Here is a 25,304-nt window from a genome sequence, read left to right as displayed (position 1 = left end):
GCCTGGTCACGCTACTCCCGCGCGGGCCCTACCACGCCCCCCCCCCCCGCCCCCGCCCCCCCCCCGCCCGCGGTCCGGGCTTCGATACGCCCGCGCGCTTTCCCGTATGTCGGGATAACATTCCGGCATGCAGGAACAGCGGGGCTCGGTGCAGTCGATCGACCGCGCTGTGGCGATCCTGCGCTGCTTCGACGCCCGTACTCCGGACCTCGGGATCAGCGATCTGGCCCGGGCGACCGGTCTGTCGACGAGCACCGTGCATCGGCTGTTGCTGGCCATGCAGGAGAACGGACTCGTCCGGCAGACCGCCCACCGGCGGTACGCGATCGGACCGCTCGTCGTGCAGCTCGCGCACAGCGGTGGGATTCCGGCCGGCCTGCGCGACGCCGCGATGCCGGTGCTGCGTGCACTCCGCGATGACACGGGGGAGACCGCGGCGGTGCACGAGTTGCTGCCGTCCGGGCAGCGCGTCGTCCTGGACCAGGTCGAGAGCTACCACCAACTGCGCCGTACCTACACGGAGTTCGGACTGCCGGTCGCGTTACCGCTGGGTGCGCCCGGGAAGGTGCTGCTGGCGTTCCTGCCGATCAAGCAGCAGCATGAGGTCCTGAAGGGTCCGCTGGAGCAGGTGCTACCGGCAACGATCACTGATCCGCAGGTGCTCGCGGACCAGTTCGCGGTGATCCGCGGGCGCGGTTACGCGATGTCCAGGACAGAGCGGACGCCGGGGATCTGCAGCGTGGCCGCACCGGTGTTCGGCTATTCCGGTGACGTTGCCGGCTGTCTGAGTGTGTCCGGCCCCGAGATGCGGATGCCGGTGGAGCGGATGGAGGAGTTCGGGATGAGGGTCGCCGCGGGTGCCTGGTCGGTGTCGGAGTTGCTGGGAGCCACTCCGGCCGCCCGGGACCGTAGTACGGCGCTGGCCGGCGGCCGGTGATGTCCCAGGCTCGGAGTCTGCTGAAGATCGCACCTGCTGTTTATCTGCCCGCACTGCTCTACGGAATCGGCCAAGGCGCCATTGCGCCGGTCATAGCCCTCTCGGCGACGCATAGGGGTGCTTCGGTCGCCGTAGCTGGTCTGGTCGTTGCTGCGGCCGGTCTGGGGCAGGTGATTGGTGACATCCCTGCCGGTGCGCTGACGAACCGCATTGGTGAGCGCAAGGCGATGCTGGGCGCCACCTTCCTTGTTGCACTCGCCTTGGCCGCCTGTCTGGTCGTGCCGACGGTCTGGGGACTGGCTGTCGCCATTGGCTTCACAGGACTGGCCGGTGCGGTCTGGGGCCTTGCACGACAGGCGTATCTGAGTGAGGCGGTCCCCGTCGAGCTCAGAGCGCGCGCACTGTCCACGCTGGGCGGCGTACAGCGCATCGGCTCATTCATCGGCCCGTTCCTCGGTGCAGCCGTCATGAAGTTCCTCGGTACGGACGGTGCGTACTGGGTGCACCTAGTAGCCGCACTGCTCGCGTGTGCGGTCCTGGTGAGCCTGCCGGACGTCGCGCACACTCGGCCGAGAGGCCCTGTCGCAGCGCAGTCCACCTGGGGCGTCATCCGCGACCACCTCCCGGTACTGCGGACTCTCGGGGTCGGAGCGCTTCTCGTAGGGGCGGTCCGGGCGTCGCGCCAGGTGGTAATCCCGCTGTGGGCGCTGCACATCGGACTGGACGCACAGACGACCAGCATCATCTTCGGACTGTCCGGTGCGGTCGACATGCTGCTGTTCTATCCGGCCGGGTCGGTGATGGACCGGCTCGGGCGCAAGTGGGTCGCCGTACCGTCGATGTTCGTGCTGGGGCTGGCGCATCTGCTGTTGCCGTTGACGCACAGCACCGTAACGCTTACTGCGGTCGCGTTGCTGATGGGGATCGGGAACGGGCTGGGTGCCGGGGTGATCATGACGCTGGGCGCCGACGCGTCGCCGGCGGTCGGGCGGGCGCAGTTCCTCGGGGCGTTCCGGTTGTTCGCGGACACGGGGAACGGTGCGGGGCCGTTGCTGTTGGCGGGCGCCACCGCGGTCCTCGGGCTGGCGCCGGCGATCGTGATCATGGCGGGCACAGGATGGGCCGCAGCTACGGCGATGCACCGCTGGATCCCACCCCATCCCCAGCGCACCTGAGGAACCGATTTGGCTAAAGCCCGGTACACCAGGCACACTGTTAGCTGCCGAAGACCGCTGGTCGTCACTTCCGAGTGACTGAAGGTCCCATCGAGAGATGGGGCGGCCCGCGTAGGTGACTTGGAAGTGACACTGTATGTTTCACGCCCTTGCGCCTGCGCAGGGGCGTTTTCTTCTTGTCCGGGGTCCGAGGCGTGGAAGCCGATAGAAGGAGACCCCCATGGCGAGGCCGGACAAGGCAGCCGCTGTCGCGGAGCTGACGGACGAGTTCCGTAGCTCCAACGGCGCCGTGCTGACCGAGTACCGCGGTCTCACCGTCGCGCAGCTCAAGCAGCTTCGAGTTTCGCTCGGTGACGACGTGAACTACGCCGTGGTGAAGAACACGCTGACCAAGATCGCGGCCAAGGACGCCGGCGTCGACTCGTTCGACAGCCTGCTCGAAGGCCCCTCCGCGATTGCCTTCATCAAGGGCGATGCGGTGGTTGCGGCCAAGGGTCTGCGTGACTTCGCCAAGGCGAATCCCCTTCTCGTCATCAAGGGCGGCGTGCTCGACGGCAAGCCGCTCAGCTCTGACGAGATCAGCAAGCTCGCTGACCTGGAGTCGCGTGAGGTCCTCCTCGCGAAGCTCGCAGGTGCGATGAAGGCGGCCCCGCAGCAAGCGGTGTCGCTGTTCGCTGCTCCGCTGTCGCAGGCCGCGCGCCTGTTCGCGGCGCTGCAGGACAAGCTGCCGGCCGACGCTGCTCCGGCAGCGGACGTCCAGGACACCGTCCAGGACACGACCGACGCACCTGCCGAGGCGAGCACCGAGGAGACCGCCGCAGCGGACAGCTGAGGCATCTCACCGCAACACCCCATCAGTGATCACCAAGCACCATTTGTCAGGAAGGACCGCCATCATGGCGAAGCTCAGCACCGAAGAGCTCCTCGGCCAGTTCAAGGAACTGACCCTGCTGGAGCTGTCGGAGTTCGTTAAGGCGTTCGAGGAGGAGTTCGGCGTCACCGCCGCCGCCCCGGTCGCCGTTGCCGCCGCGGGTGTCCCCGGCGCCCCGGCCGCGGCCGAGGAAGCTGCCGAGCAGGACGAGTTCGACGTCGTCCTGGAGTCGGCCGGCGACAAGAAGATCCAGGTCATCAAGGAGGTGCGCGGTCTCACGAGCCTCGGCCTGAAGGAGGCCAAGGACCTCGTCGAGTCGGCCCCGAAGGCCGTCCTGGAGAAGGTCGACAAGGCTGCCGCGGAGAAGGCCAAGGAGGCCCTCGAGGGCGCCGGCGCCACCGTCACCCTGAAGTGACCTCGGTTACGCCCGGTTACCGGACGTAACGAATGTGTTGAGAAGGGCGGTCCCTGCACGGGGGCCGTCCTTCTTGCATTTCCGGATGGCTACGATCGCAATCGCTTGACTTCCAGGGGTTACGCAAAACCGTACTCGTGCGTAACCTAGGCCACTGCCCTGTCGTTGGGCAGCAGCAGACATACCCGTGAGGAGGGCCGGTGGGCGTAGAAGTCCGCGTCGAGGGTCTCACCAAATCCTTCGGTAGCCAGCTGATCTGGGGCGACGTGTCCCTGACGCTGCCCGCCGGTGAGATCTGCGTGATGCTCGGCCCGTCCGGCACCGGCAAGTCGGTGTTCCTGAAGACGCTGATCGGGCTGCTGAAGCCGGACAAAGGGCATGTCTGGATCGAAGGCACGGACATCGCCACCTGCAGCGAACGCGAGCTGTACGACATCCGCCGGCTGTTCGGCGTGCTGTTCCAGGACGGCGCGATGTTCGGCTCGATGAACCTGTACGACAACGTCGCCTTCCCGCTCCGCGAGCACACCAAGAAGTCCGAGTCCGACATCCGCTCCATCGTGATGGAGAAGATGGAGATGGTCGGCCTGGTCGGTGCCGAGCGCAAGCTTCCGGGCGAGATCTCCGGCGGTATGCGCAAAAGAGCCGGTCTGGCCCGCGCGCTCGTACTCGATCCGGAGATCCTGCTCGTCGACGAGCCCGACTCCGGTCTGGACCCGGTCCGTACGTCGTTCCTCAACCAGGTGATGATCGACCTCAACGAGGCGTTCAGTCCCACCTTCCTGATCGTCACGCACGACGTGAACACCGCGCGGACGGTGCCGGACAACATCGGCATGCTGTACCACCGGCATCTGGCGATGTTCGGTCCGCGGGAGATGCTGCTGTCCAGTGAGGAGCCGGTGGTCCGGCAGTTCCTGAACGCGCAGATGGTCGGCCCGATCGGCATGTCCGAGGAGAAGGACGCCGACGAGCTGGCCGCCGAGGCCGGTCAGGAGTTGCCGCCGCTGCCGCCGATCCCGATCCAGCAGTTGCCGAGCAGTGGCATGCTGCGGCCGACGCAGCGCGAGCCCGGCGCCTGGTGCCGCGAGAACGGCGTCACCCCGCCACCGGGCTCCTTCATGTCCGCCACGGTCGGCGCCTCGTGACCGTTTCCGCCACGGCCCCGCTGAAGCATGCGGGCTCCTTGTTCGCGTTCGCCCTGGACACCGGGCGGGCGGCGTTCCGGCGACCGTTCCAGGTCAAGGAGTTCCTGCAGCAGGCCTGGTTCGTCGCGAGCGTGACGATCATCCCGACCGCGCTGGTCGCGATCCCGTTCGGTGCGGTGATCGCGTTGCAGGTCGGTGGTCTGATCAAACAGTTCGGCGCGCAGGCGTTCACCGGTTCGGCCGCCGTACTGGCCGTGGTCCGGGAGGCGTCGCCGATCGCGACCGCGCTGCTGATCGCCGGCGCCGGCGGTTCCGCGATCTGCGCGGACCTCGGCTCCCGCAAGATCCGCGAAGAGCTCGACGCGATGATGGTGCTCGGGATCGACCCGATCCAGCGCCTCGTCGTACCGCGGGTGCTCGCGACGATGCTGGTCGCGTTCTTCCTGAACGGGTTCGTCAGCGTGGTCGGCGTGATGGGCGGGTACGTCTTCAACGTCGTCCTGCAGGACGGCACCCCGGGCAGTTACATCGCGAGCTTCACCGCGCTCGCGCATCTGCCCGACCTGTGGCAGGGGCAAGCGAAGGCGCTCGTCTTCGGGTTCATCGCCGCGGTTGTCGCGTCGTACAAGGGCTGCAACGCGGGTGGCGGGCCGAAGGGGGTCGGCGACGCGGTGAACCAGTCCGTCGTCATCACCTTCATGCTGCTGTTCGTCGCGAACTTCTCGATGACCGCGATCTACTTCCAGCTCGTCCCGCCGAAGGGGGCCTGACGTGTCGGCCCTGATGGACACCCTGGTCAAGAAGCCGCTGAACTCGCTCGACCGTCTCGGTGAACAGCTCGCCTTCTACATCAAGGCGCTGGCCTGGTCCGGCAAGTCGATCACCCGGTACCGCAAGGAGATCTTCCGGCTGCTCGCCGAGGTGACGCTCGGCACCGGCGCTCTCGCGGTGATCGGCGGCACGGTCGGCGTGATCACGTTCCTGGCGTTCTTCACCGGCACCGAGGTCGGCCTGCAGGGGTACTCGGCGCTGAACCAGATCGGTACGTCGGCGTTCGCGGGCTTCGTGTCGGCGTACATCAACACCCGGGAGATCGGCCCGCTGATCGCCGGGATCGCGCTGGCCGCGACGGTCGGCTGCGGGTTCACCGCGCAGCTCGGCGCGATGCGGATCAGCGAGGAGATCGACGCCCTCGAGGTGATGGCGATCCCGTCGCTGCCGTTCCTGGTCACCACCCGGATCATCGCGGGCCTGATCGCCGTCATCCCGCTGTACGTCGTGGGTCTGCTCGCCTCGTACTTCGCGACAAGACTCACCGTCACCACGTTCTACGGGCAGAGTACGGGCACGTACGACCATTACTTCCACCTGTTCCTGCCACCCGGAGACGTGCTCTGGTCGTTCGGCAAGGTGCTGGTGTTCTCGGTGCTCGTCATCCTTGTGCACTGCTACCACGGCTACCACGCGACCGGCGGTCCGGCCGGTGTCGGCGTCGCCGTCGGCCGCGCGGTGCGGACGTCGATCGTCGTGATCAACGTCGTCGACCTGCTGCTGTCGATGGCCATCTGGGGCACGACGACCACAGTGAGGTTGGCCGGATGACCAAGCTGATCTCGCACAAGGTGCTCGGTGTCGCGTTCATCGGCGTACTGGTCTTCCTGCTCTGGCTGACGTACGCGTTCTACGCGAAGGTCTTCACCAAGACCGTGAACGTCGAGCTGAAGACGAGTCACATCGGTCTGCAGCTCAACGAGCACGCGGACGTGAAGCTGCGCGGCATCATCGTCGGCGAGGTCCGCGGGGTCTCCACGGACGGCGACGAGGCCACCGTCGACCTGGCGCTCAAGCCGGACCAGGTGGCCGAGATCTCCAGCGCGGTCAGTGCCCGGATCCTGCCGAAGACACTGTTCGGCGAGAAGTACGTCGCCCTCGTGCCGCCGACCGGCGCGGAGAGTGTCGGCGGCCGGCACATCAAGGCCGGTGACGTGATCAGCCGCGACAAGACCGCGGTCGGTATCGAGATCGAGAAGGTGCTGAACGACGCGCTGCCGCTGCTCCAGGCGGTCGACCCGGCCGACCTGAACGCCACGCTGAACACCCTCGCGACCGCGCTCGAGGGCCGCGGCGCCGAGATCGCCGGCACCCTGACGCAGCTCGACGGATACCTGAAGAAGTTGAACCCGAGCGTCCCGAAGCTGATGGACGCGCTGGCCAAGCTCACCCAGGTCGCGAACCTGTACGGCGACGCGACGCCCGACCTGGTCCGGGCCCTGCGCAACCTCACGATCACCGGCAACACCGTGGTGGAGAAGCAACTGCAGCTGCAGCAGTTCTTCGTCGACGTGCAGAACCTGTCGACCACCGGGAACGCGTTCCTGAAGGAGAACGAGGACCGCGTGATCCGGCTCGGCCAGGTCAGCCGTCCGGTGCTCGACCTGCTCGAGCGGTACTCGCCGGAGGTGCCGTGCTTCCTCCAGGTGATGACCGACACCGCCCCGATCCTGAACGACACGTTCCGCGACGGCCGGCTGAACATCAACCTCGAGCTGATCACCAACCAGCCGACCCCCTACGAGCCGAACGAGAAGCCGGTGTACGCCGATCATCGCGGCCCGACCTGTGTCGGCAAGAACTACAGCCATCCCGGTTCGAAGCCAGGCCCGTACACGCAGGAGAACCCGGCGCCGTACATCACCGGTGACGACGGCGTGATCGGCGACCACAACAAGAACCAGCGCTTCCCGGTCAACCTGACACTCAACCGCGCCATGCCGGGATTCGCGATGGACACCCAGGGCGTCGGTACGCCGGCCGAACAGAAGGTCATCGACTCGGTCGTCGGCCCCGAGATGGGCGTCGCGCCGAGCGACGTACCGGACCTGACCACCCTGATGGTCGGCCCTTTGCTACGCGGCGGGCAGGTGAACATGAAGTGAGCTTCTTCGACCGGAAGACCACGTTCGACACCGTGCGGCTCGGGATCTTCGTGGTGGTGACGACGATCGCGACCGCGTTGCTGGCGGTGACGATCGGGAACATCAGCTTCAATCCGACGACGAAGTACCGCGCGGTGTTCACCGACGCGGTCGGGCTGAACCAGGGTGACGACATCCGGATCGCCGGCGTGAAGGTCGGGCAGGTCGACAAGATCCAGCTGCACCAGGACAAGCTGGCGATGGTGACGTTCAGCGTCGACTCCGATCAGGTGGTCGACACCTCGACGCACGCGACGCTGCGCTACCGCAACCTGGTCGGCAACCGGTACATCGCGCTGACCGACGGGGTCGGTGGCGGCGACCGGCTGAAGAAGAACGCGATCATCCCGAAGGAACGGACGACGCCGGCGCTGGACCTGTCGGTGCTGTTCAACGGGTTCAAGCCGCTGTTCACCGCGCTCACCCCGGCGGACGTGAACCAGTTCGCGTTCGAGGTGATCAAGGTGCTGCAGGGTGAGGGCGGCACGATCGAGTCGCTGCTCGCCAAGACCGCGTCGCTGACCACCACGCTGGCCGACGCCGACCAGGTGATCGGTGACCTGATCACCAACCTGACCTCGACGCTGCAGATCGTGTCCCAGCGGCAGCAGAACTTCTCGCAACTGCTGGTGAACCTGCAGCAGTTCATCACCGGGCTGAGTCAGGACATCAACCCGATCCTCAGTTCGCTGACCTCGATCAACTCGCTGAACACCAAGACCGCCGGCCTGTTGCAGCAGACCCGGGTGCCGATCAAGGCGGACCTGAACCAGCTGCGGACGGTCGCGAGCACCCTCGACGACACCCAGTCGATCTGGGTGAAGACGCTGCAGTTCATGCCGGAGAAGCTCAACAACATGACCCGCACCGCGTCGTACGGCTCGTGGTTCAACTTCTACCTGTGCAACTTCGACGGCAACGTCACGCTGCCCACCGGCACCCGCGTCCCAGTCGCGTACGACCTGAACTCCGCGAGGTGCAAGAAGTGAAGCCCTTCCGCGAACAGAACCAGGTCACGATCGGTGTCGTCGGGCTGACCGTGATCGGCCTGATCATGCTGGCTGCCTTCAAGGCGCAGGACCTGCCGCTGATCGGCGGCGGGACGAAGTACTCCGCGCAGTTCTCCGAGGCCGGCGGCCTGAAGGCGAACGACGAGATCCGGGTCGCCGGCGTTCGGGTCGGCAAGGTCCGCGACGTCGAGCTCGAAGGCACTCACGTCCGGGTCGACTTCGTCGTCGACAAGGGCGTGAAGCTCGGTGACCAGACCGGCGCCGAGATGAAGATCAAGACGCTGCTCGGCCAGAAGTACCTGAAGCTGAACCCGGCCGGTCAGGGCCAGCTCAAGGCGGGCTCCGAGATCCCGCTGGCGCGGACGGTGTCGGCGTACGACGTCGTGGACGCCTTCTCCGATCTGGCCAACACCACCGAGCGGATCAACACCGCCCAGCTCGCGAAGGCCCTGGACACGTTGTCGGCCACGTTCAAGAACACGCCGGAAGAGGTGCAGGCCTCGCTGACCGGTCTGTCCCGGCTGTCGCGGAACGTGGCCAAGCGCGACGAGCAGCTCAAGCTGCTGCTCCAGCACTCGAACGTGGTCACCAAGGTCCTGGCCGATCGCAACCAGCAGCTGGTCAAGCTGATGAAGGACGGGAACTCGGTCTTCCAGGCCGTGCAGGCGCGGCGGGCGCTGATCCACCAGCTGCTGGTGTCGACGCAGAAGCTGTCCGCGCAGATCACCGCGCTGGTCCGCGAGAACCGCAAGGACCTCGGGCCCACGCTGCAGAAGGTCAACGCGGTCCTCGCCGTACTGCTGAAGAACCAGAACTCCCTGGACGCGAGCATCAAGGGGTTGGCGCCGTTCGTGCGGGTCTTCACCAACACGCTCGGCACCGGGCCGTGGTTCGACACCTACCTGCAGAACCTGGCGCCCGTCCCGGAGATCCCGCTGCCCAGTGTGCTGCCGTCCGGGCTGCCGCCGATCCTCGGAGGTGGCGGCTGATGCGGGTCAACGGACTGTCCCGGCTGATCGCGATCGCCGTGGTCCTGGTGATCGTCGCCGTCGGTGCCGTGTCGCTGTGGCCGAAACCCGAGCGGGTGACGGCGACGGCGTACTTCCCGCGGGCTGTGTCGGTGTACCCCGGGTCGGATGTCCGCATCCTCGGGATCAAGGTCGGTGAGGTCGAGAGCGTCACTCCGGCCGGCCGTAGCGTCCGGGTGAAATTCTGGTGGGAGGCGAAGCACAAGGTGCCGGCCACCGCGAAGGCGGTGATCGCGTCGCCGTCGATCGTGGCTGACCGGTACGTGCAGCTCACCCCGGCGTACTCCAAGGGCGCGGTGATGGCCGATGGCGCGGAGATCCCGCTGGACCGGACCGCCGTACCGCTGGAGCTCGACCAGATCTACCAGAGCCTGAACGACCTCTCGGTGGCGCTCGGTCCGAAGGGCGCGAACGACCAGGGTGCGTTGGCGCGGCTGCTGGACGTGTCGGCGAAGAACCTGAACGGCCAGGGCGCCAAGCTGAACCAGACGATCACCGACGTGTCGAAGCTGACCAGCACGCTGTCGGGCAACTCGTCGGCGCTGTTCAACACGATCCGGCAGCTGCAGACGTTCGTGTCCGCGCTGGCCGCGAACGACCAGCTGGTCCGGCAGTTCAACACGAACTTCGCCAAGACCTCGACCACGCTGGCCGGTGAGCGCCAGGACCTCGGCGCCGCGCTGTCGCTGCTCGCGACCGCGCTCGGCGAGGTCGCGACGTTCGTCAAGGACAACCGGACGCTGGTGAAGGGCACGGTCTCCCAGGCGACCGCGCTGTCGCAGATCCTGGTCAAGGAGAAGGCCGCGATCGCGGAGGTGCTCGACACCGCGCCGCTCGGTCTCGGCAACCTCGCGCGGATCTACAACCCGCAGTTCGGCACGCTGGACCAGCGGATCAACCCCGGCCAGCTCGACGACCCCGCGACCTTCGTGTGCTCGCTGCTGCTACAGGCGGGCCAGTCGAAGTCCCTGTGCTCGACCCTGAAGCCGGTGCTCGACGCGCTCGCCAAGCTGCCGCTGATCCAACAGCTGACCGGCACCGCGCCGGCCAGCGGCGGCCCCGCCGGTACGCCGTGGGCGCCGGTCCCGCAGGCTCCGAAGGCACCCTTGAACAGTCCCGACCCGGTCGACCCGACGCTCGGAGGGCTGGTCAAGTGAGCAGACGCCGTACGTCGTTCGTCGCGGGAGTCGCCGCGATGGCCATGCTGTTGAGCGGATGTGATTTCAGCGTCTACTCGCTGCCGTTGCCCGGTGGCGCGAAGATCAAGGGACCGTCGTACACGGTCACCGTCGAGTTCGCCGACGTCCTGGACCTGGTGCCGAAGTCGACGGTGAAGGTCGACGACGTCACCGTCGGCACGGTCGAGAAGGTCTGGCTGGACGGGTACGTCGCGAAGGTGCGGATCCGGCTGCCGAAGAGTCTCGCGCTGCCGGACAACACGCATGCGACCATCCGGCAGACCAGCCTGCTCGGCGAGAAGTTCGTGTCGCTGTCGCGGCCGACCGGCTCGGAGCAGCCGCGCGGCAAGCTGGACAACGGCGAGCTGATCCCGCTGTCCCGGACCACCAGCAACGTCGAGGTCGAAGAGGTCCTGTCGGCGCTCTCCCTGCTGCTGAACGGCGGCGGCGTGGCGCAGCTGCAGATCATCACACAGGAGCTGAACAAGGCCCTCACCGGCAACGAGCCGGCGATCCGCAGCGTGCTGACCCAGCTGAACACGTTCGTCGGAACGCTGGACCAGAACAAGGCGCGGATCATCACCGCGATCACCGCGGTCGACGCGCTGGCGAAGAAGCTGAACGCGCAGAAGGCGACGCTGGCGACCGCGATCGACTCGCTTCCGAAGTCGATCAAGACGCTCGACCAGCAGCGGGCCGCGCTCGTGAAGACGCTGCAGGCACTGGCCACGCTGGGCAACACCGCGACCCGGGTGATCACCTCGGCGCAGAAGGACCTGGTCGCCAACCTGCAGTCGCTGTACCCGATCCTGAGCAAGCTCGCCGAGGCGGGGGAGAACCTGCCGAAGTCGCTCGAGCTGCTGTTCACGTACCCGTTCCCGGACCAGGCCGCCAAGGCCGCGAAGGGTGACTACACGAACCTCGGGATCACGCTGGACGTGAACACCCAGAAGGCGCTCAAGGGTCTGCTCGGGCTGACACTCCCGACGGTCGGCCCGTCGGCGATCCCGACCGGCCGGATCAGCCTGCCGCTGCATCTGCCGACCAGCCCGGGCAAGGGCAGTGCGGTGCCGTCGTTGCCGGTCCCGACCGGGACCACGACGACCTGCATCACGCTGCTCGGGCTGCCGGTCTGCACCGCGCAGCTGCGGCGTTCCGGGTTCGATCCCGACCTTGCGCGGGCCTTGATGCCGGGGGCGGTCGGATGATCACCAGAGCGGTCCGGATCCAGCTGATGGTGTTCCTGCTGATCACCGTCGTCGGCGTCGCGTTCGTCGGTGCGAAGTACGCCCAGATCGACAAGCTGGTGGTCGACACCGACTACACGGTGAGCGCCAGCTTCGCCGAGTCCGGCGGCATCTTCTCCGGTGCCGAGGTGACGTACCGCGGTAAGCCGGTCGGCCGGGTCGGGGATCTCAAGCTGCTGTCCGACGGCGTCGACGTGAACCTCAAGATCGACAAGAAGTACAAGATCCCGAACGACCTGATCGCGGTGGTCGCGAACCGGTCCGCGATCGGCGAGCAGTACGTCGATCTGCAGCCGCGGCGCGACGGAGCGCCGTACCTGCAGAACCACTCCAAGATCGACCGCAAGGACACCGCGATCCCGATCGACACCACCGAGCTGCTGCTGAACCTCGACCAGCTGGTGAACTCGGTCGACAAGAACAGCCTGCGGGTCACGGTGCGCGAGCTCGGTGCCGCCCTGAAGGGCAAGGGCACCGACCTGCAGAAGATCATCGACAGCTCCGGTCAGCTGATCGACACCGCGGACGCGAACGTGCTGCAGACGATCAAGCTGATCAACGACGGCGACACCGTGCTCGCCACCCAGGTGGCCAGCGGCGACGCGATCAAGACCTGGGCGAAGAACCTCGCGCTGCTGTCCGACACCCTGGTCAGCTCGGACGCGAACCTGCGCAAGGTGATCGACCAGGGCTCGCTGGCCTCCACCCAGGTCACCGGCCTGATCCAGGACAACCGTGCGGACATCGCGGTGCTGCTCGGTAACCTGCTGACGGTGAGCGAGCTGACCGCGGTCCGGCTGGACGCCGTCGAACAGCTGCTGGTGGTCTACCCGGCGGTGTCGATGGGCGGGTACGTCGTCCCCGCGAAGAACGCCGACGGGCACTACGACGCGCACTTCGGGCTGGTGCTCGGCATCAGCCCGCCCGCCTGCCGGCCCGGGTACGGCGGGACGGACAAGCGGGTCCCGCAGGACACCCAGCCCACCCCGGCGAACTCCAAGGCCGGCTGTACGGCGAACCCGTCGACCGGGATCAACGTGCGTGGCTCGCAGAACAAGCCGTCCCCGTCGTCGCGCGACCTGAACCGCACCGGGTACGGGATCGGCTACGACCAGACCACCGGCGCCGCGGGTGGTACCGGGGGGATGCCGGAGATGGTCCTCGGATCGACCGGCGGACAGCAGGAGTTGCTCGGCAGCGACTCCTGGAAGGCTCTGATTCTCGGACCGGTGACCGGCAAGTGACTGCACGCAACGGCCGGCTGGTGCTGGCGTGGGCGCTCAGCGTCCTGCTCCTGGTGGCACTCGCCGGGCTGACCCTGTCCGTGGTGGCCCTGGGCCGCCAGCGGGCCGCCGACGCGCAGCGGGACGGCGCGATGAAGTCCGCGCGACAGCTCGCGCTGGACTTCACGACGTACGACTACCAGACCTGGGACGCGGACTCGCAGCGGGTGCTGGACGACTCGACGGGTCAGTTCAAACAGGAGTTCCAGGCCGGGCTCGACGCGGTGAAGACCGACGTCGCGACGAACAAGGCGACCTCCAAGGGCGACGTGAAGGAGGCCGCGGTGGTCTCGAACGACAAGGACTCCGCGCAGGTGCTGGTGATCGTGAACGCGGTGGTCACCAACACCGCCTCGACCGATGGTGTCGAGCGCCGGTACCGGATCAAGCTGGACATGGTCCGGGAGAAGGACCGGTGGCTGACGGCCGACCTGCAGGTGGTGGGCTGATGGCGGACCGTCGTAATCGCCCCCGCATCGCCGGCCAACGCCGTACGGCGGCCGCGACCCCCACCGTCGACGAGACCCTCACCGTCGACGAGACCCTCACCGTCGACGAGACCCTCACCGACGACGCGATCCTCACCGACGACGAGACCTCGATCGTCGACGAGTCACCCGCCGACGAGACGCAGGTCGACGACACGCGGGTCGATGAGACCCCGGTCGCCGAAACGAAGGTGGCGGAAACCGGGTCCGCCGGGGTGGCGGACGATGTGACCCCAGCCACAACCGACCCCTCGAAGGACCCGGTCGAGGCGCCGACCAAGGCCTCCGTGACTACGGAAGGTAAGCGTGGCCTCGGGACTCTGCTGACCGCCGGCCTCGCCGTGGTCGTGGTCCTGACGCTGACCGTCGCCGCGGTGCTCGGGATCAAGGCGTGGCACGGCAAGCAGGCCGAGGACGCCCGGGACCAGGCCGCCGCGGCCGGCCGCAAGGCGGCCGAGACCGCGCTCAGCTACGACTACCGTGACCTGGACAAAAGCTTCGCCGCGGCCCGGGCGACGATGACCCCGGACTTCGCCGCGAAGTTCGACGAGACCGCCAAGGTGGCCGGCCAGCTGGCGACCAAGACCAAGGCCACCGTGAAGGCCGACGTCCGTGAGGTCGGGGTCCGCGACGGCGACGCCGACCGGGTCACGCTGATCATCTTCGTCAACCAGACCACGACCAGCACGATCACGCAGGGTAAGCCCCGCGTGGACCTGAACCGGACCCGGTTCACGATGGTCCGAAACGGCGACCGATGGCTGGTCCAGGAGATCGCCGGACTGTAATCTCTTCCTAACTCCGCACCGAGGGGCGCCGGACGTCTCGTGGGTGATCTACCCACTGGAGATCCCGGGTCGGTCCTTGACGGAGAGGGTGGTCCGACGGCAGACTATCGGACCCCATTGGACAGGCTTGCCTGGATCGTGTAGCCTACTTCTTTGCGCTGCCTTTTCTCTCGCCCTCGCTCGGGTCTCCGACTTGACTGGGGCGGCTTGGTGTGCGCTCCCAGCACCGAAGTGATTTTTTGCGAGCCCGTGGAAGGACGCCCCTTGGTCGCCTCGCGCAACCCCCAGTCCGACAGCATTTCCAACGTCTCCGGCCCCCGCCGCATTTCCTTCGCGAAGATCTCCGAACCGCTCCAGGTTCCGGATCTGCTCGCCCTGCAGGTGGACAGTTTCGACTGGCTGGTCGGTAACGAAACGTGGCAGGCCCGAGTGGCCGCCGCCGAGGCCGAGGGGCGGTCGGACCTGTCCGGCCCCAGCGGCCTGGAAGAGATTTTCGAGGAGATCTCCCCGATCGAGGACTTCAGCGGCACCATGTCGCTGTCGTTCCGCGACCACCGCTTCGAGCCTCCGAAGAACACGGTGGACGAGTGCAAGGAGCGGGACGTCACCTACTCCGCGCCGCTGTTCGTCACCGCCGAGTTCATGAACAACGAGACCGGCGAGATCAAGAGCCAGACCGTCTTCATGGGTGACTTCCCGCTGATGACGCGCAAGGGCACGTTCGTGATCAACGGCACCGAGCGCGTGGTCGTCTCGCAGCTCGTCCGTTCGCCCGGTGTGTACTTCGAGCGCACCCCGGACAAGACCTCGGACAAGGACATCTTCACCGCCAAGATCATCCCGTCGCGCGGTGCGTGGCTGGAGTTCGAGGTGGACAAGCGCGACATGGTCGGCGTCCGCCTCGACCGCAAGCGCAAGCAGAACGTCACCGTCCTGCTGAAGGCGCTCGGCTGGACCGACGCCCAGATCCTGGAGGAGTTCGGCGACTACGAGTCGATCCGGCTCACCCTGGAGAAGGACCACACCTCCGGTCAGGACGACGCGCTGCTGGACATCTACCGCAAGCTGCGGCCGGGCGAGCCGCCGACCCGCGAGGCCGCGCAGGCGCTGCTGGAGAACTACTACTTCAACGGCAAGCGTTACGACCTGGCCAAGGTCGGCCGCTACAAGATCAACAAGAAGCTCGGCCGGGACGAGGCGCACGACCAGGCGGTGCTGACCGTCGACGACATCGTCGCCACGATCAAGTACCTGGTCGCGCTGCACGAGGGCAAGACCGAGCTCCCGGCTCCGCGGGGCGAGATCGTCGTCGAAGAGGACGACATCGACCACTTCGGTAACCGTCGCCTGCGCACCGTGGGTGAACTGATCCAGAACCAGCTCCGCACCGGCCTGGCCCGGATGGAGCGCGTGGTCCGGGAGCGGATGACGACCCAGGACGTCGAGGCGATCACGCCGCAGACCCTGATCAACATCCGTCCGGTGGTCGCGGCGCTGAAGGAGTTCTTCGGTACGTCGCAGCTGTCGCAGTTCATGGACCAGACCAACCCGGTCGCGGGTCTGACCCACAAGCGCCGTCTGAACGCGCTCGGCCCGGGCGGTCTGAGCCGTGAGCGGGCCGGGTTCGAGGTCCGTGACGTGCACCCGTCGCACTACGGCCGGATGTGCCCGATCGAGACGCCGGAAGGCCCGAACATCGGTCTGATCGGCTCGCTCGCGTCGTACGGCCGGGTGAACGCGTTCGGTTTCGTCGAGACGCCGTACCGCAAGGTCGTCGAGGGCCAGGTGACCACCCAGGTGGACTACCTGACCGCGGACGAGGAGGACCGGTTCGTCATCGCGCAGGCGAACGCCGCGCTGTCCGACGACAACCGGTTCGCCGAGGAGCGGGTGCTGGTCCGCCGGCGCCACGGTGAGGTCGAGCTGGTCCCGGTCGACGACGTCGACTACATGGACGTCTCGCCGCGCCAGATGGTGTCGGTCGCGACCGCGCTGATCCCGTTCCTGGAGCACGACGACGCCAACCGTGCGCTGATGGGTTCGAACATGCAGCGCCAGGCGGTGCCGCTGATCACCTCGGACGCCCCGCTGGTCGGTACCGGCATGGAGTTCCGCGGTGCGGTCGACGCCGGCGACGTGGTCGTGTCCGACAAGGCGGGTGTGGTCAAGGAGGTCTCGGCCGACCTGATCGAGATCGCCGCCGACGACGGCACGTACCAGACCTACCGGATGGCGAAGTTCCGCCGCTCGAACCAGGGCACCTGCCTCAACCAGCGTCCGCTGGTCGACGCCGGGCAGCGGGTCGAGATCGGGACGCCGCTGGCCGACGGTCCGTGCACCGACGAGGGCGAGATGGCCCTCGGCCGGAACATGCTCGTCGCGTTCATGACGTGGGAGGGCTACAACTACGAGGACGCGATCATCCTCAGCCAGCGCGTCGTGCAGCAGGACCTGCTGACCTCGATCCACATCGAGGAGCACGAGGTCGACGCCCGCGACACCAAGCTGGGGCCGGAGGAGATCACCCGGGACATCCCGAACGTCTCCGACGAGATGCTGTCCGACCTGGACGAGCGCGGCATCATCCGGATCGGCGCCGAGGTCACCACCGGTGACATCCTGGTCGGCAAGGTCACCCCGAAGGGCGAGACCGAGCTGACCCCGGAGGAGCGGCTGCTGCGCGCGATCTTCGGTGAGAAGGCGCGCGAGGTGCGCGACACCTCGCTGAAGGTGCCGCACGGCGAGGAGGGCACCGTCATCGGTGTCCGGGTCTTCGACCGCGACAACGGCGACGAGCTGCCGCCGGGCGTCAACCAGCTGGTCCGGGTGTACGTGGCCCAGAAGCGGAAGATCTCGGTCGGCGACAAGCTGGCCGGCCGGCACGGTAACAAGGGCGTCATCTCGAAGATCCTGCCGGTCGAGGACATGCCGTTCCTCGAGGACGGCACCCACGTCGACGTGATTCTGAACCCGCTGGGCGTGCCCGGCCGGATGAACGTCGGCCAGGTGCTGGAGACCCACCTCGGCTGGATCGCCAGCCGCGGCTGGGAGGTCGACCCGGAGAACGAGGAAGAGTGGGCGCAGCGGCTGATCAAGATCGGCGCCGGTGCGGCCGAGCCGATGACGAACGTCGCGACCCCGGTCTTCGACGGCGCCACCGAGGACGAGGTCACCGGCCTGCTGTCCTCGACGCTGCCGAACCGCGACGGTGTCCGGATGGTCAACGGTCAGGGCAAGGCCCGGCTGTTCGACGGCCGTTCGGGTGAGCCGTTCCCGGACCCGATCGGCGTCGGTTACATGTACATCCTGAAGCTGCACCACCTGGTCGACGACAAGATCCACGCGCGTTCGACCGGTCCGTACTCGATGATCACGCAGCAGCCGCTGGGTGGTAAGGCGCAGTTCGGTGGACAGCGGTTCGGCGAGATGGAGGTGTGGGCCCTGGAGGCCTACGGTGCCGCCTTCGCGCTGCAGGAACTGCTGACCATCAAGTCCGACGATGTCGTCGGGCGGGTCAAGGTGTACGAGGCGATCGTCAAGGGCGAGAACATCCCCGAGCCGGGTATCCCGGAGTCGTTCAAGGTTCTGGTCAAGGAAATGCAGTCCCTCTGCCTCAATGTCGAGGTGCTCTCGTCCGACGGAAGCCGGGTCGAGATGCGCGACAGCGAGGAGGACGTCTTCCGGGCGGCGGAGGAACTGGGAATCGACCTGTCCCGGCGTGAGCCGAACAGCGTCGAGGAGGTCTGAGCGGGTTGCCGCTTGACATCAACAACCAACTCACTCAGACCACTTTTAGCAACGGGAGATAACACATCGTGCTCGACGTGAACTTCTTCGACGAGCTTCGGATCGGCCTGGCCACTGCGGACGAGATCCGCCAGTGGTCGCACGGCGAGGTCAAGAAGCCGGAGACGATCAACTACCGGACGCTCAAGCCCGAGCGTGACGGTCTGTTCTGCGAGAAGATCTTCGGTCCCACCCGGGACTGGGAGTGCTACTGCGGTAAGTACAAGCGCGTTCGCTTCAAGGGCATCATCTGCGAGCGGTGTGGCGTCGAGGTCACCCGCTCCAAGGTGCGCCGCGAGCGGATGGGCCACATCGAGCTGGCCGCGCCGGTCACCCACATCTGGTACTTCAAGGGTGTCCCGTCGCGCCTCGGCTACCTGCTCGACCTCGCCCCGAAGGACCTGGAGAAGGTCATCTACTTCGCGGCGTACATGATCACCGACGTCGACGACGAGTCGCGGCACCGCGACCTGTCGTCGCTCGAGGGTCGTGTCGACGTCGAGCGCAAGCAGCTCGAGAACCGTCGTGACAACGACATCGAGACGCGGATGAAGAAGCTCGAGGAGGACCTGGCGCAGCTCGAGGCCGAGGGCGCCAAGGCCGACGTCCGCCGCAAGGTCAAGGAAGGCGCCGAGCGTGAGGTCAAGCAGCTGCGCGACCGTGCGCAGCGCGAGATCGACCGCCTCGACGAGGTCTGGACCCGGTTCAAGAACCTGAAGGTCCAGGACCTGGAGGGCGACGAGATCCTCTACCGCGCCATGAAGGAGCGGTTCGGCAAGTACTTCGAGGGCGCCATGGGTGCCGCCGCGATCCAGCGCCGGCTGGAGACCTTCGACCTGAAGGCCGAGGCGGACAACCTGCGCGAGACGATCAAGACCGGTAAGGGGCAGCGCAAGACCCGCGCCCTGAAGCGGCTGAAGGTCGTCACCGCGTTCCTGGCCACCAACAACAGCCCGATGGGCATGGTCCTGGACTGCGTCCCGGTGATCCCGCCGGACCTGCGCCCGATGGTGCAGCTCGACGGTGGCCGGTTCGCCACCTCGGACCTGAACGACCTGTACCGCCGGGTGATCAACCGGAACAACCGGCTCAAGCGGCTGCTCGACCTGGGCGCGCCGGAGATCATCGTCAACAACGAGAAGCGGATGCTCCAGGAGGCCGTCGACGCGCTGTTCGACAACGGCCGCCGTGGTCGTCCGGTCACCGGCCCGGGCAACCGGCCGCTGAAGTCGCTGTCCGACATGCTCAAGGGCAAGCAGGGTCGTTTCCGTCAGAACCTGCTCGGCAAGCGCGTCGACTACTCGGGCCGTTCGGTCATCGTGGTCGGCCCGCAGCTGAAGCTGCACCAGTGCGGTCTGCCGAAGGCGATGGCGCTGGAGCTGTTCAAGCCGTTCGTGATGAAGCGGCTGGTCGACCTCAACCACGCGCAGAACATCAAGTCCGCCAAGCGGATGGTCGAGCGTCAGCGCGCCCAGGTCTGGGACGTGCTGGAAGAGGTCATCACCGAGCACCCGGTGCTGCTGAACCGTGCGCCTACGCTGCACCGGCTCGGCATCCAGGCGTTCGAGCCGCAGCTGATCGAGGGCAAGGCGATCCAGATCCACCCGCTCGTCTGCTCCGCGTTCAACGCGGACTTCGACGGTGACCAGATGGCGGTGCACCTGCCGCTGTCGGCCGAGGCGCAGGCCGAGGCCCGGATCCTGATGCTGTCGACGAACAACATCCTGAAGCCGGCCGACGGACGTCCCGTCACGATGCCGACGCAGGACATGATCATCGGCATCTACTTCCTGACGATGCTCAAGGAAGGCGCCAAGGGCGAGGGCCGGGCGTTCAGCTCGGTGGCCGAGGCCACGATGGCCTTCGACCGCAACGAGTTGTCGCTGCAGGCCAAGATCGCGATCCGGCTGAGCGGCTCGGCCGCGCCGGCGGGCTCGATCGACCTGGGTGACGGCGGGTTCGCGCTGGAGACCACGCTGGGCCGCGCACTGTTCAACGAGGCGCTCCCGACGGACTACGCGTTCGTCGACGCCGAGGTGGGCAAGAAGCAGCTCGGTGGGATCGTCAACGACCTGGCCGAGCGGTACACCAAGGTCGAGGTGGCGCACGCGCTGGACGCGCTGAAGGACCTCGGCTACTACTGGTCCACCCGGTCCGGTGTCACGGTGTCCATCGACGACTTCAGCACGCCGCCGTCGAAGCCCGAGATCATGGCCCGGTACGAGTCCCAGGCCGAGAAGGTCCAGAAGCAGTTCGAGCGGGGTCTGATCACCTCGTCCGAGCGGCGTCAGGAGCTGATCGAGATCTGGACCGGCGCCAACGCCGAGGTCGGTAAGGCGATGGAGGAGAACTTCGCCAAGGACAACCCGATCTGGATGATGGTGCACTCCGGTGCCCGAGGCAACATGATGCAGATCCGGCAGATCTCCGGTATGCGTGGTCTGGTGGCCAACCCGAAGGGCGAGATCATCGCCCGGCCGATCAAGTCCAACTTCCGTGAGGGCCTGTCGGTGGTCGAGTACTTCATCGCCACCCACGGTGCGCGGAAGGGTCTGGCCGACACCGCGCTGCGGACCGCCGACTCGGGGTACCTGACCCGGCGTCTGGTGGACGTGTCGCAGGACGTCATCATCCGCGAGGAGGACTGCGGCACCGAGCGGGGCCTGCCGAAGCAGATCGGCGAGAAGGACCCGTCCGGCAAGGTCGTGCACGCCGAGAACGTGGAGACCAGCGCCTACGCGCGGACCCTGGCCACCGACGCCCTGGACGCCGACGGCAACGTCGTGCTCGCCGGCGGCGCCGACCTGGGCGACGTGTCGATCTCGAAGCTGGTCGCGGCCGGCATCGAGTCGGTGAAGGTCCGGTCGGTGCTCACCTGTGACGCCAAGACCGGTACCTGCGCGAAGTGCTACGGGCGTTCGCTGGCGACCGGCAAGCCGGTCGACATCGGCGAGGCGGTCGGCATCATCGCGGCGCAGTCCATCGGTGAGCCGGGCACGCAGCTGACGATGCGTACCTTCCACACCGGTGGTGTCGCGGGTGATGACATCACCCACGGTCTGCCGCGTGTGGTCGAGCTCTTCGAGGCCCGCCAGCCCAAGGGCAAGGCGCCGATCTCGGAGGCCGCGGGCCGGATCTCGATCGAGGACACCGACAAGACCCGGAAGCTGGTGCTCACCCCGGACGACGGTTCCGAGGAGGTCGCCTACCCGGTGTCGAAGCGTGGCCGCCTGCTGATCGAAGAGGGTCAGCACGTCGAGGTCGGTCAGCAGTTGACGCAGGGTACGCCGGACCCGCAGGAGGTTCTGCGGATCCTGGGTGTCCGCAAGGCGCAGGAGCACCTGGTGGACGAGGTCCAGGAGGTGTACCGGTCGCAGGGTGTGGCCATCCACGACAAGCACATCGAGATCATCGTCCGGCAGATGCTGCGCCGGGTCACGGTGATCGAGTCCGGCGAGGCGAACCTGCTGCCGGGTGAGCTCGCGGACCGGATCATGTTCGAGGCGGAGAACCGTCGCGTCGTGGCCGAGGGCGGTACGCCGGCTTCGGGCCGTCCGGTGCTGATGGGTATCACCAAGGCCTCGCTGGCGACCGAGTCGTGGCTGTCGGCCGCCTCCTTCCAGGAGACGACCCGCGTCCTCACCGAGGCCGCGATCCACGGCAAGTCCGACTCGCTGGTCGGTCTGAAGGAGAACGTCATCATCGGCAAGCTGATCCCGGCCGGTACGGGCATGGACCGTTACCGCAACATCCGGGTGGAGCCCACCGAGGAGGCGAAGGCCGCGATGTACTCGATGGTCGGCTACGAGTCGTACGACTACGACTTCGGCCCGTCCACCGGTCAGTCGGTCCCGCTCGACGACTTCGACCTCGGTTCCTACCAGAACTGAGCACCCCGCCGAGGGCGGTACTTCCCAGCTGGGAGGTGCCGCCCTCGCGGCATTTCCGGGCCGGTAAGAGGCCAGTACGAGGGCCGGTACGACGGGTGCTGGAAAAGACACTCGGGGTGGCGGCTGAAAGTGTGCCCCTGATACGCCAAGATTGGTGCATGACGGATCTGCCGGCCTACCTGCGGCCTTTCGTCCTGGGGGTTCTGGAAGGTTCCGATGTACGCGTCGATCGCCTGGGGGAGATCGACCTGTACCGCCCGCCCGGTACCGCCCGAGGCGGCGCAATTCTTTTCGTGCACGGGGGACCCGGACCAGCCGGCCTCGAGGTGATGCCTCGGGACTGGCCGGTCTACAAGGGCTACGCGACCGCTGCCGCCAGGCGAGGCCTGGTGGCAGCAGTCGTCGACCACAGCCTGATCCACGGTCTGGACCGCCTGGTCGAGGCCGCGGACGAGGTGGAGGCCGCGGTCGGCGTACTGCGTTCGGATCCACGGGTCGACCCCGATCGGGTCGGTCTGTGGTTCTTCTCGGGCGCCGGCCTGCTGGCCGGGGAGTGGCTGGACAGCCGCCCCGACTGGCTGCGCTTCGTGTCCCTGTCCTACCCCCTGCTCGCCACCCCGCCCGGTGTCGACGATCTGGTAACTGCTGCCGAGGTGATCGGCAAACACGACCGGGGCGGTGGGGTGGGGAAGGAATCAAGTACAGGTCTGCCGGTGCTGCTGACGAGAGCTGGACTCGAGCGTGAGGAGCTCGCCGGTCCGGTCGCGGAGTTCGTTTCCGCGGGTGGCGCTGCGCTGGACATCATCGACGTACCGAAAGGGCACCACGGGTTCGACATGCTCGACCACACCGAAGAATCACGCACTGCCGTGACGAAGGCTCTCGACTGGGCGATTGCCCACCTCGGCGAGGAGCCTGGTCACGACGGCAAGCTCCTCGTCCCACCCCCGGCCAAGAAGAAGACCACCGCACCCCGGCGAGCGGCAACGACCGCGAAGACCAGGGAACCCGCGGCGGTCAAGCAGCCCCCGGCGCCGGCTGAACCCGCCGTCCGGCCGGCGCCGAAGGCCGCTCCAGCCCCAGCTCCCCTTCCCGCCTCCCCGCCCGTCTCGACGCCCGCCTCGACACCCTCTGTGGCACCGACGCAGCCGCCGCTGGCCGATCTCGGGATGGCGACCGTCGCGGCCGTCACCGCCGACACCCCGGCCGCCCGGGTGGTCGCCCGCGAGCACGCCGCGTACGCCTCGCACGACCTCGAGGGCTTCCTGGCCACCTACTCGCCGACCGCCCGGATCGTGCGCGCGGACGGCTCCGAACTCAAGGGCCGCCGCTTCCTCCGCGAGTTCTACCGGCCGCGGTTCGACGCCGGCCAGTGCAAGACCGAACTGGTGCAGAAACTGACGCTGGGGGAGTGGGTGGTCGAGCACGTGATCACGTACGACGACGGCGATGCCGTCCCGCAGCTCGCCCTGTACCGCGTCGTCGACGGCCTCATCACCGAGGTCGAGTTCCGCGTCTGAGACGAGGATCCACCTCGTGGACGGCCCTCGGACCGGCCGGCGAAGGCCAACTGGTCCGGGCGCGATACCTCCGGCGATCGCCGCCGGAGGGGTCGCCGGGAGGGTCGGTACGGCGGCCCGTTCCGGTCCCGGAGACGGGTCGGAGGGCGCGCGCCGGAAGGTCGTCGTACCGGCAGATGTCGCGGGTCTCGGATCGACGGGAATCCCTGTGTCACAAGGGGATCCAGCGGTGTAGGACAGTCGGGTGATCGGCGCCTGTGCAGGCCGCCACGCAGGGTGAGATGGGCCCGTGGAAGCGCTTGCCGGGGGCGGCTGTGACAACGGTGGACGAGCCGCCGGAAGCGGCCGGTTCGCGAACCCTGAGGGCCGCCTTGGAGGCCCTGTACACTGGAAGGGCGGAAGGTCCTCTGTCGTGGTCGGTTAGTCATTTTGACCGTGCTTGGGGCACCCGCTAGTCTTAACGATCGTGCCCGGGGTCTTTCCTGGGCCGTCATGCGTGCCCCTCGTCCAACGGATCGGGCCGCGTGGCACGGGACTCCTGCCGACAGTCTGGAAGATTACGGCTTCGGTCTGCTCGTGCGCACGCGACACACCCGACCGCGGGGGTCAGGCAAAAGCAACAAACCCAGCCGGACGACAGAAAGAGCTACGCGGTGCCCACCATTCAGCAGCTGGTCCGCAAGGGCCGCCAGGACAAGGTGTCCAAGAACAAGACGCCGGCCCTGAAGGGTTCCCCTCAGCGTCGTGGTGTGTGCACGCGCGTCTACACGACCACGCCGAAGAAGCCGAACTCGGCGCTTCGCAAGGTTGCGCGTGTCCGCCTGACCAGCGGCATCGAGGTCACCGCCTACATCCCCGGCGTCGGCCACAACCTGCAGGAGCACTCGATCGTGCTCGTCCGTGGCGGTCGTGTGAAGGACCTGCCGGGTGTCCGGTACAAGATCATCCGCGGTTCGCTCGACACCCAGGGTGTGAAGAACCGGAAGCAGGCTCGCAGCCTGTACGGCGCGAAGAAGGAGAAGAGCTAATGCCGCGCAAGGGCCCCGCCCCGAAGCGCCCGGTCATCATCGACCCGGTCTACAGTTCGCCGCTCGTCACCCAGTTGATCTCGAAGATCCTGGTCGACGGCAAGAAGCAGATCGCGCAGAGCATCGTCTACAGCGCTCTCGAGGGCACTCGCACCAAGACCGGCACCGACCCGGTGATCACGCTGAAGCGTGCGCTGGACAACGTGAAGCCGAGCATCGAGGTGAAGAGCCGCCGCGTCGGTGGTGCCACCTACCAGGTGCCGATCGAGGTCAAGCCCGGTCGCTCCACCACGCTGGCGCTGCGCTGGCTGACGTCGTACTCCCGCGCCCGTCGCGAGAAGACCATGTCCGAGCGGCTGATGAACGAGATCCTGGACGCGTCCAACGGTCTCGGCGCGTCGGTGAAGCGCCGCGAGGACACGCACAAGATGGCCGAAGCCAACAAGGCTTTCGCCCACTACCGCTGGTGATCCGGGGTCCGATCCGGACCCCAGCACTCACCCTTTGACGCAGTACAGAATCGAGAGGTAGACCACC

General features: G+C 67.2%; 20 protein-coding genes. All 20 read left to right on the top strand.

Annotation, left to right across the window (positions count from 1 at the left end; all coding sequences use genetic code 11):
* The first annotated feature begins 127 nt into the window (after positions 1 to 127).
* The 20 genes from ACWGID_RS27885 (at position 128) to rpsG (ending at position 25,237) form a co-directional block, all read left to right on the top strand.
* Positions 128 to 937, top strand: coding sequence for an IclR family transcriptional regulator (locus ACWGID_RS27885; protein WP_452201407.1), 810 nt, complete (start codon positions 128 to 130; stop codon positions 935 to 937).
* Positions 937 to 2,112: an MFS transporter gene (locus tag ACWGID_RS27880; protein ID WP_452201405.1), complete on the top strand. Its 1,176-nt coding sequence runs from the start codon at positions 937 to 939 to the stop codon at positions 2,110 to 2,112. Before ACWGID_RS27885 ends, ACWGID_RS27880 begins: the two co-directional genes overlap by 1 nt.
* A gap of 220 nt (positions 2,113 to 2,332) precedes the next feature.
* Positions 2,333 to 2,944 carry a 50S ribosomal protein L10 gene (gene rplJ, locus ACWGID_RS27875; RefSeq protein ID WP_452201403.1) on the top strand — a complete coding sequence of 204 codons (612 nt, stop codon included), beginning with the start codon at positions 2,333 to 2,335 and terminating at the stop codon, positions 2,942 to 2,944.
* A 64-nt stretch (positions 2,945 to 3,008) separates the two neighbouring features.
* A complete protein-coding gene (rplL, locus tag ACWGID_RS27870) occupies positions 3,009 to 3,398 on the top strand; it encodes a 50S ribosomal protein L7/L12 (RefSeq protein ID WP_452201401.1) in 390 nt (129 codons plus the stop codon).
* A 200-nt stretch (positions 3,399 to 3,598) separates the two neighbouring features.
* Positions 3,599 to 4,546, top strand: a complete 948-nt coding sequence (locus ACWGID_RS27865) for an ABC transporter ATP-binding protein (RefSeq protein ID WP_452201399.1) — start codon at positions 3,599 to 3,601, stop codon at positions 4,544 to 4,546.
* Entirely contained in the window at positions 4,543 to 5,316 is a 774-nt protein-coding gene (locus ACWGID_RS27860; protein ID WP_452201397.1) for an MlaE family ABC transporter permease, read from the top strand. Before ACWGID_RS27865 ends, ACWGID_RS27860 begins: the two co-directional genes overlap by 4 nt.
* Before the next feature lie 13 nt (positions 5,317 to 5,329).
* Positions 5,330 to 6,148, top strand: coding sequence for an MlaE family ABC transporter permease (locus ACWGID_RS27855; protein ID WP_452201432.1), 819 nt, complete (start codon positions 5,330 to 5,332; stop codon positions 6,146 to 6,148).
* Complete coding sequence (locus ACWGID_RS27850) at positions 6,145 to 7,482, top strand: MCE family protein (RefSeq protein WP_452201395.1); 1,338 nt, start codon at positions 6,145 to 6,147, stop codon at positions 7,480 to 7,482. The genes ACWGID_RS27855 and ACWGID_RS27850 overlap by 4 nt, the downstream gene beginning before the upstream one ends.
* Positions 7,479 to 8,510 (top strand): MCE family protein, encoded by a 1,032-nt coding sequence (locus ACWGID_RS27845; protein WP_452201393.1) that lies wholly within the window; start codon positions 7,479 to 7,481, stop codon positions 8,508 to 8,510. Before ACWGID_RS27850 ends, ACWGID_RS27845 begins: the two co-directional genes overlap by 4 nt.
* Positions 8,507 to 9,520: an MCE family protein gene (locus ACWGID_RS27840; protein WP_452201391.1), complete on the top strand. Its 1,014-nt coding sequence runs from the start codon at positions 8,507 to 8,509 to the stop codon at positions 9,518 to 9,520. The genes ACWGID_RS27845 and ACWGID_RS27840 overlap by 4 nt, the downstream gene beginning before the upstream one ends.
* Positions 9,520 to 10,716, top strand: coding sequence for an MCE family protein (locus ACWGID_RS27835; RefSeq protein WP_452201389.1), 1,197 nt, complete (start codon positions 9,520 to 9,522; stop codon positions 10,714 to 10,716). The genes ACWGID_RS27840 and ACWGID_RS27835 overlap by 1 nt, the downstream gene beginning before the upstream one ends.
* Positions 10,713 to 11,945, top strand: coding sequence for an MCE family protein (locus ACWGID_RS27830; protein WP_452201387.1), 1,233 nt, complete (start codon positions 10,713 to 10,715; stop codon positions 11,943 to 11,945). Before ACWGID_RS27835 ends, ACWGID_RS27830 begins: the two co-directional genes overlap by 4 nt.
* Positions 11,942 to 13,228 (top strand): MCE family protein, encoded by a 1,287-nt coding sequence (locus ACWGID_RS27825; RefSeq protein ID WP_452201385.1) that lies wholly within the window; start codon positions 11,942 to 11,944, stop codon positions 13,226 to 13,228. Before ACWGID_RS27830 ends, ACWGID_RS27825 begins: the two co-directional genes overlap by 4 nt.
* Positions 13,225 to 13,716 carry a hypothetical protein gene (locus tag ACWGID_RS27820; RefSeq protein WP_452201384.1) on the top strand — a complete coding sequence of 164 codons (492 nt, stop codon included), beginning with the start codon at positions 13,225 to 13,227 and terminating at the stop codon, positions 13,714 to 13,716. Before ACWGID_RS27825 ends, ACWGID_RS27820 begins: the two co-directional genes overlap by 4 nt.
* The gene (locus tag ACWGID_RS27815) at positions 13,683 to 14,543 is read left to right on the top strand and encodes a hypothetical protein (protein ID WP_452201382.1); all 861 of its coding nucleotides are present in this window, start codon (positions 13,683 to 13,685) and stop codon (positions 14,541 to 14,543) included. The genes ACWGID_RS27820 and ACWGID_RS27815 overlap by 34 nt, the downstream gene beginning before the upstream one ends.
* Before the next feature lie 264 nt (positions 14,544 to 14,807).
* Positions 14,808 to 18,290, top strand: a complete 3,483-nt coding sequence (gene rpoB / locus ACWGID_RS27810) for a DNA-directed RNA polymerase subunit beta (RefSeq protein WP_452201380.1) — start codon at positions 14,808 to 14,810, stop codon at positions 18,288 to 18,290.
* A gap of 68 nt (positions 18,291 to 18,358) precedes the next feature.
* The gene (locus ACWGID_RS27805; protein WP_452201378.1) at positions 18,359 to 22,219 is read left to right on the top strand and encodes a DNA-directed RNA polymerase subunit beta'; all 3,861 of its coding nucleotides are present in this window, start codon (positions 18,359 to 18,361) and stop codon (positions 22,217 to 22,219) included.
* Positions 22,220 to 22,377: 158 nt separating this feature from the next.
* Entirely contained in the window at positions 22,378 to 23,739 is a 1,362-nt protein-coding gene (locus tag ACWGID_RS27800) for a nuclear transport factor 2 family protein (RefSeq protein WP_452201376.1), read from the top strand.
* A 653-nt stretch (positions 23,740 to 24,392) separates the two neighbouring features.
* Entirely contained in the window at positions 24,393 to 24,767 is a 375-nt protein-coding gene (gene rpsL / locus ACWGID_RS27795) for a 30S ribosomal protein S12 (protein ID WP_141854829.1), read from the top strand.
* Positions 24,767 to 25,237, top strand: coding sequence for a 30S ribosomal protein S7 (gene rpsG / locus ACWGID_RS27790; protein WP_184840555.1), 471 nt, complete (start codon positions 24,767 to 24,769; stop codon positions 25,235 to 25,237). The genes rpsL and rpsG overlap by 1 nt, the downstream gene beginning before the upstream one ends.
* The last annotated feature ends 67 nt before the right edge of the window (positions 25,238 to 25,304 follow it).

This window comes from Kribbella sp. NPDC054772, assembly GCF_053611945.1.
The sequence above is the reverse complement of the archived record's forward strand: the minus strand, read 5'-3'. Positions and strand labels throughout refer to the sequence as shown.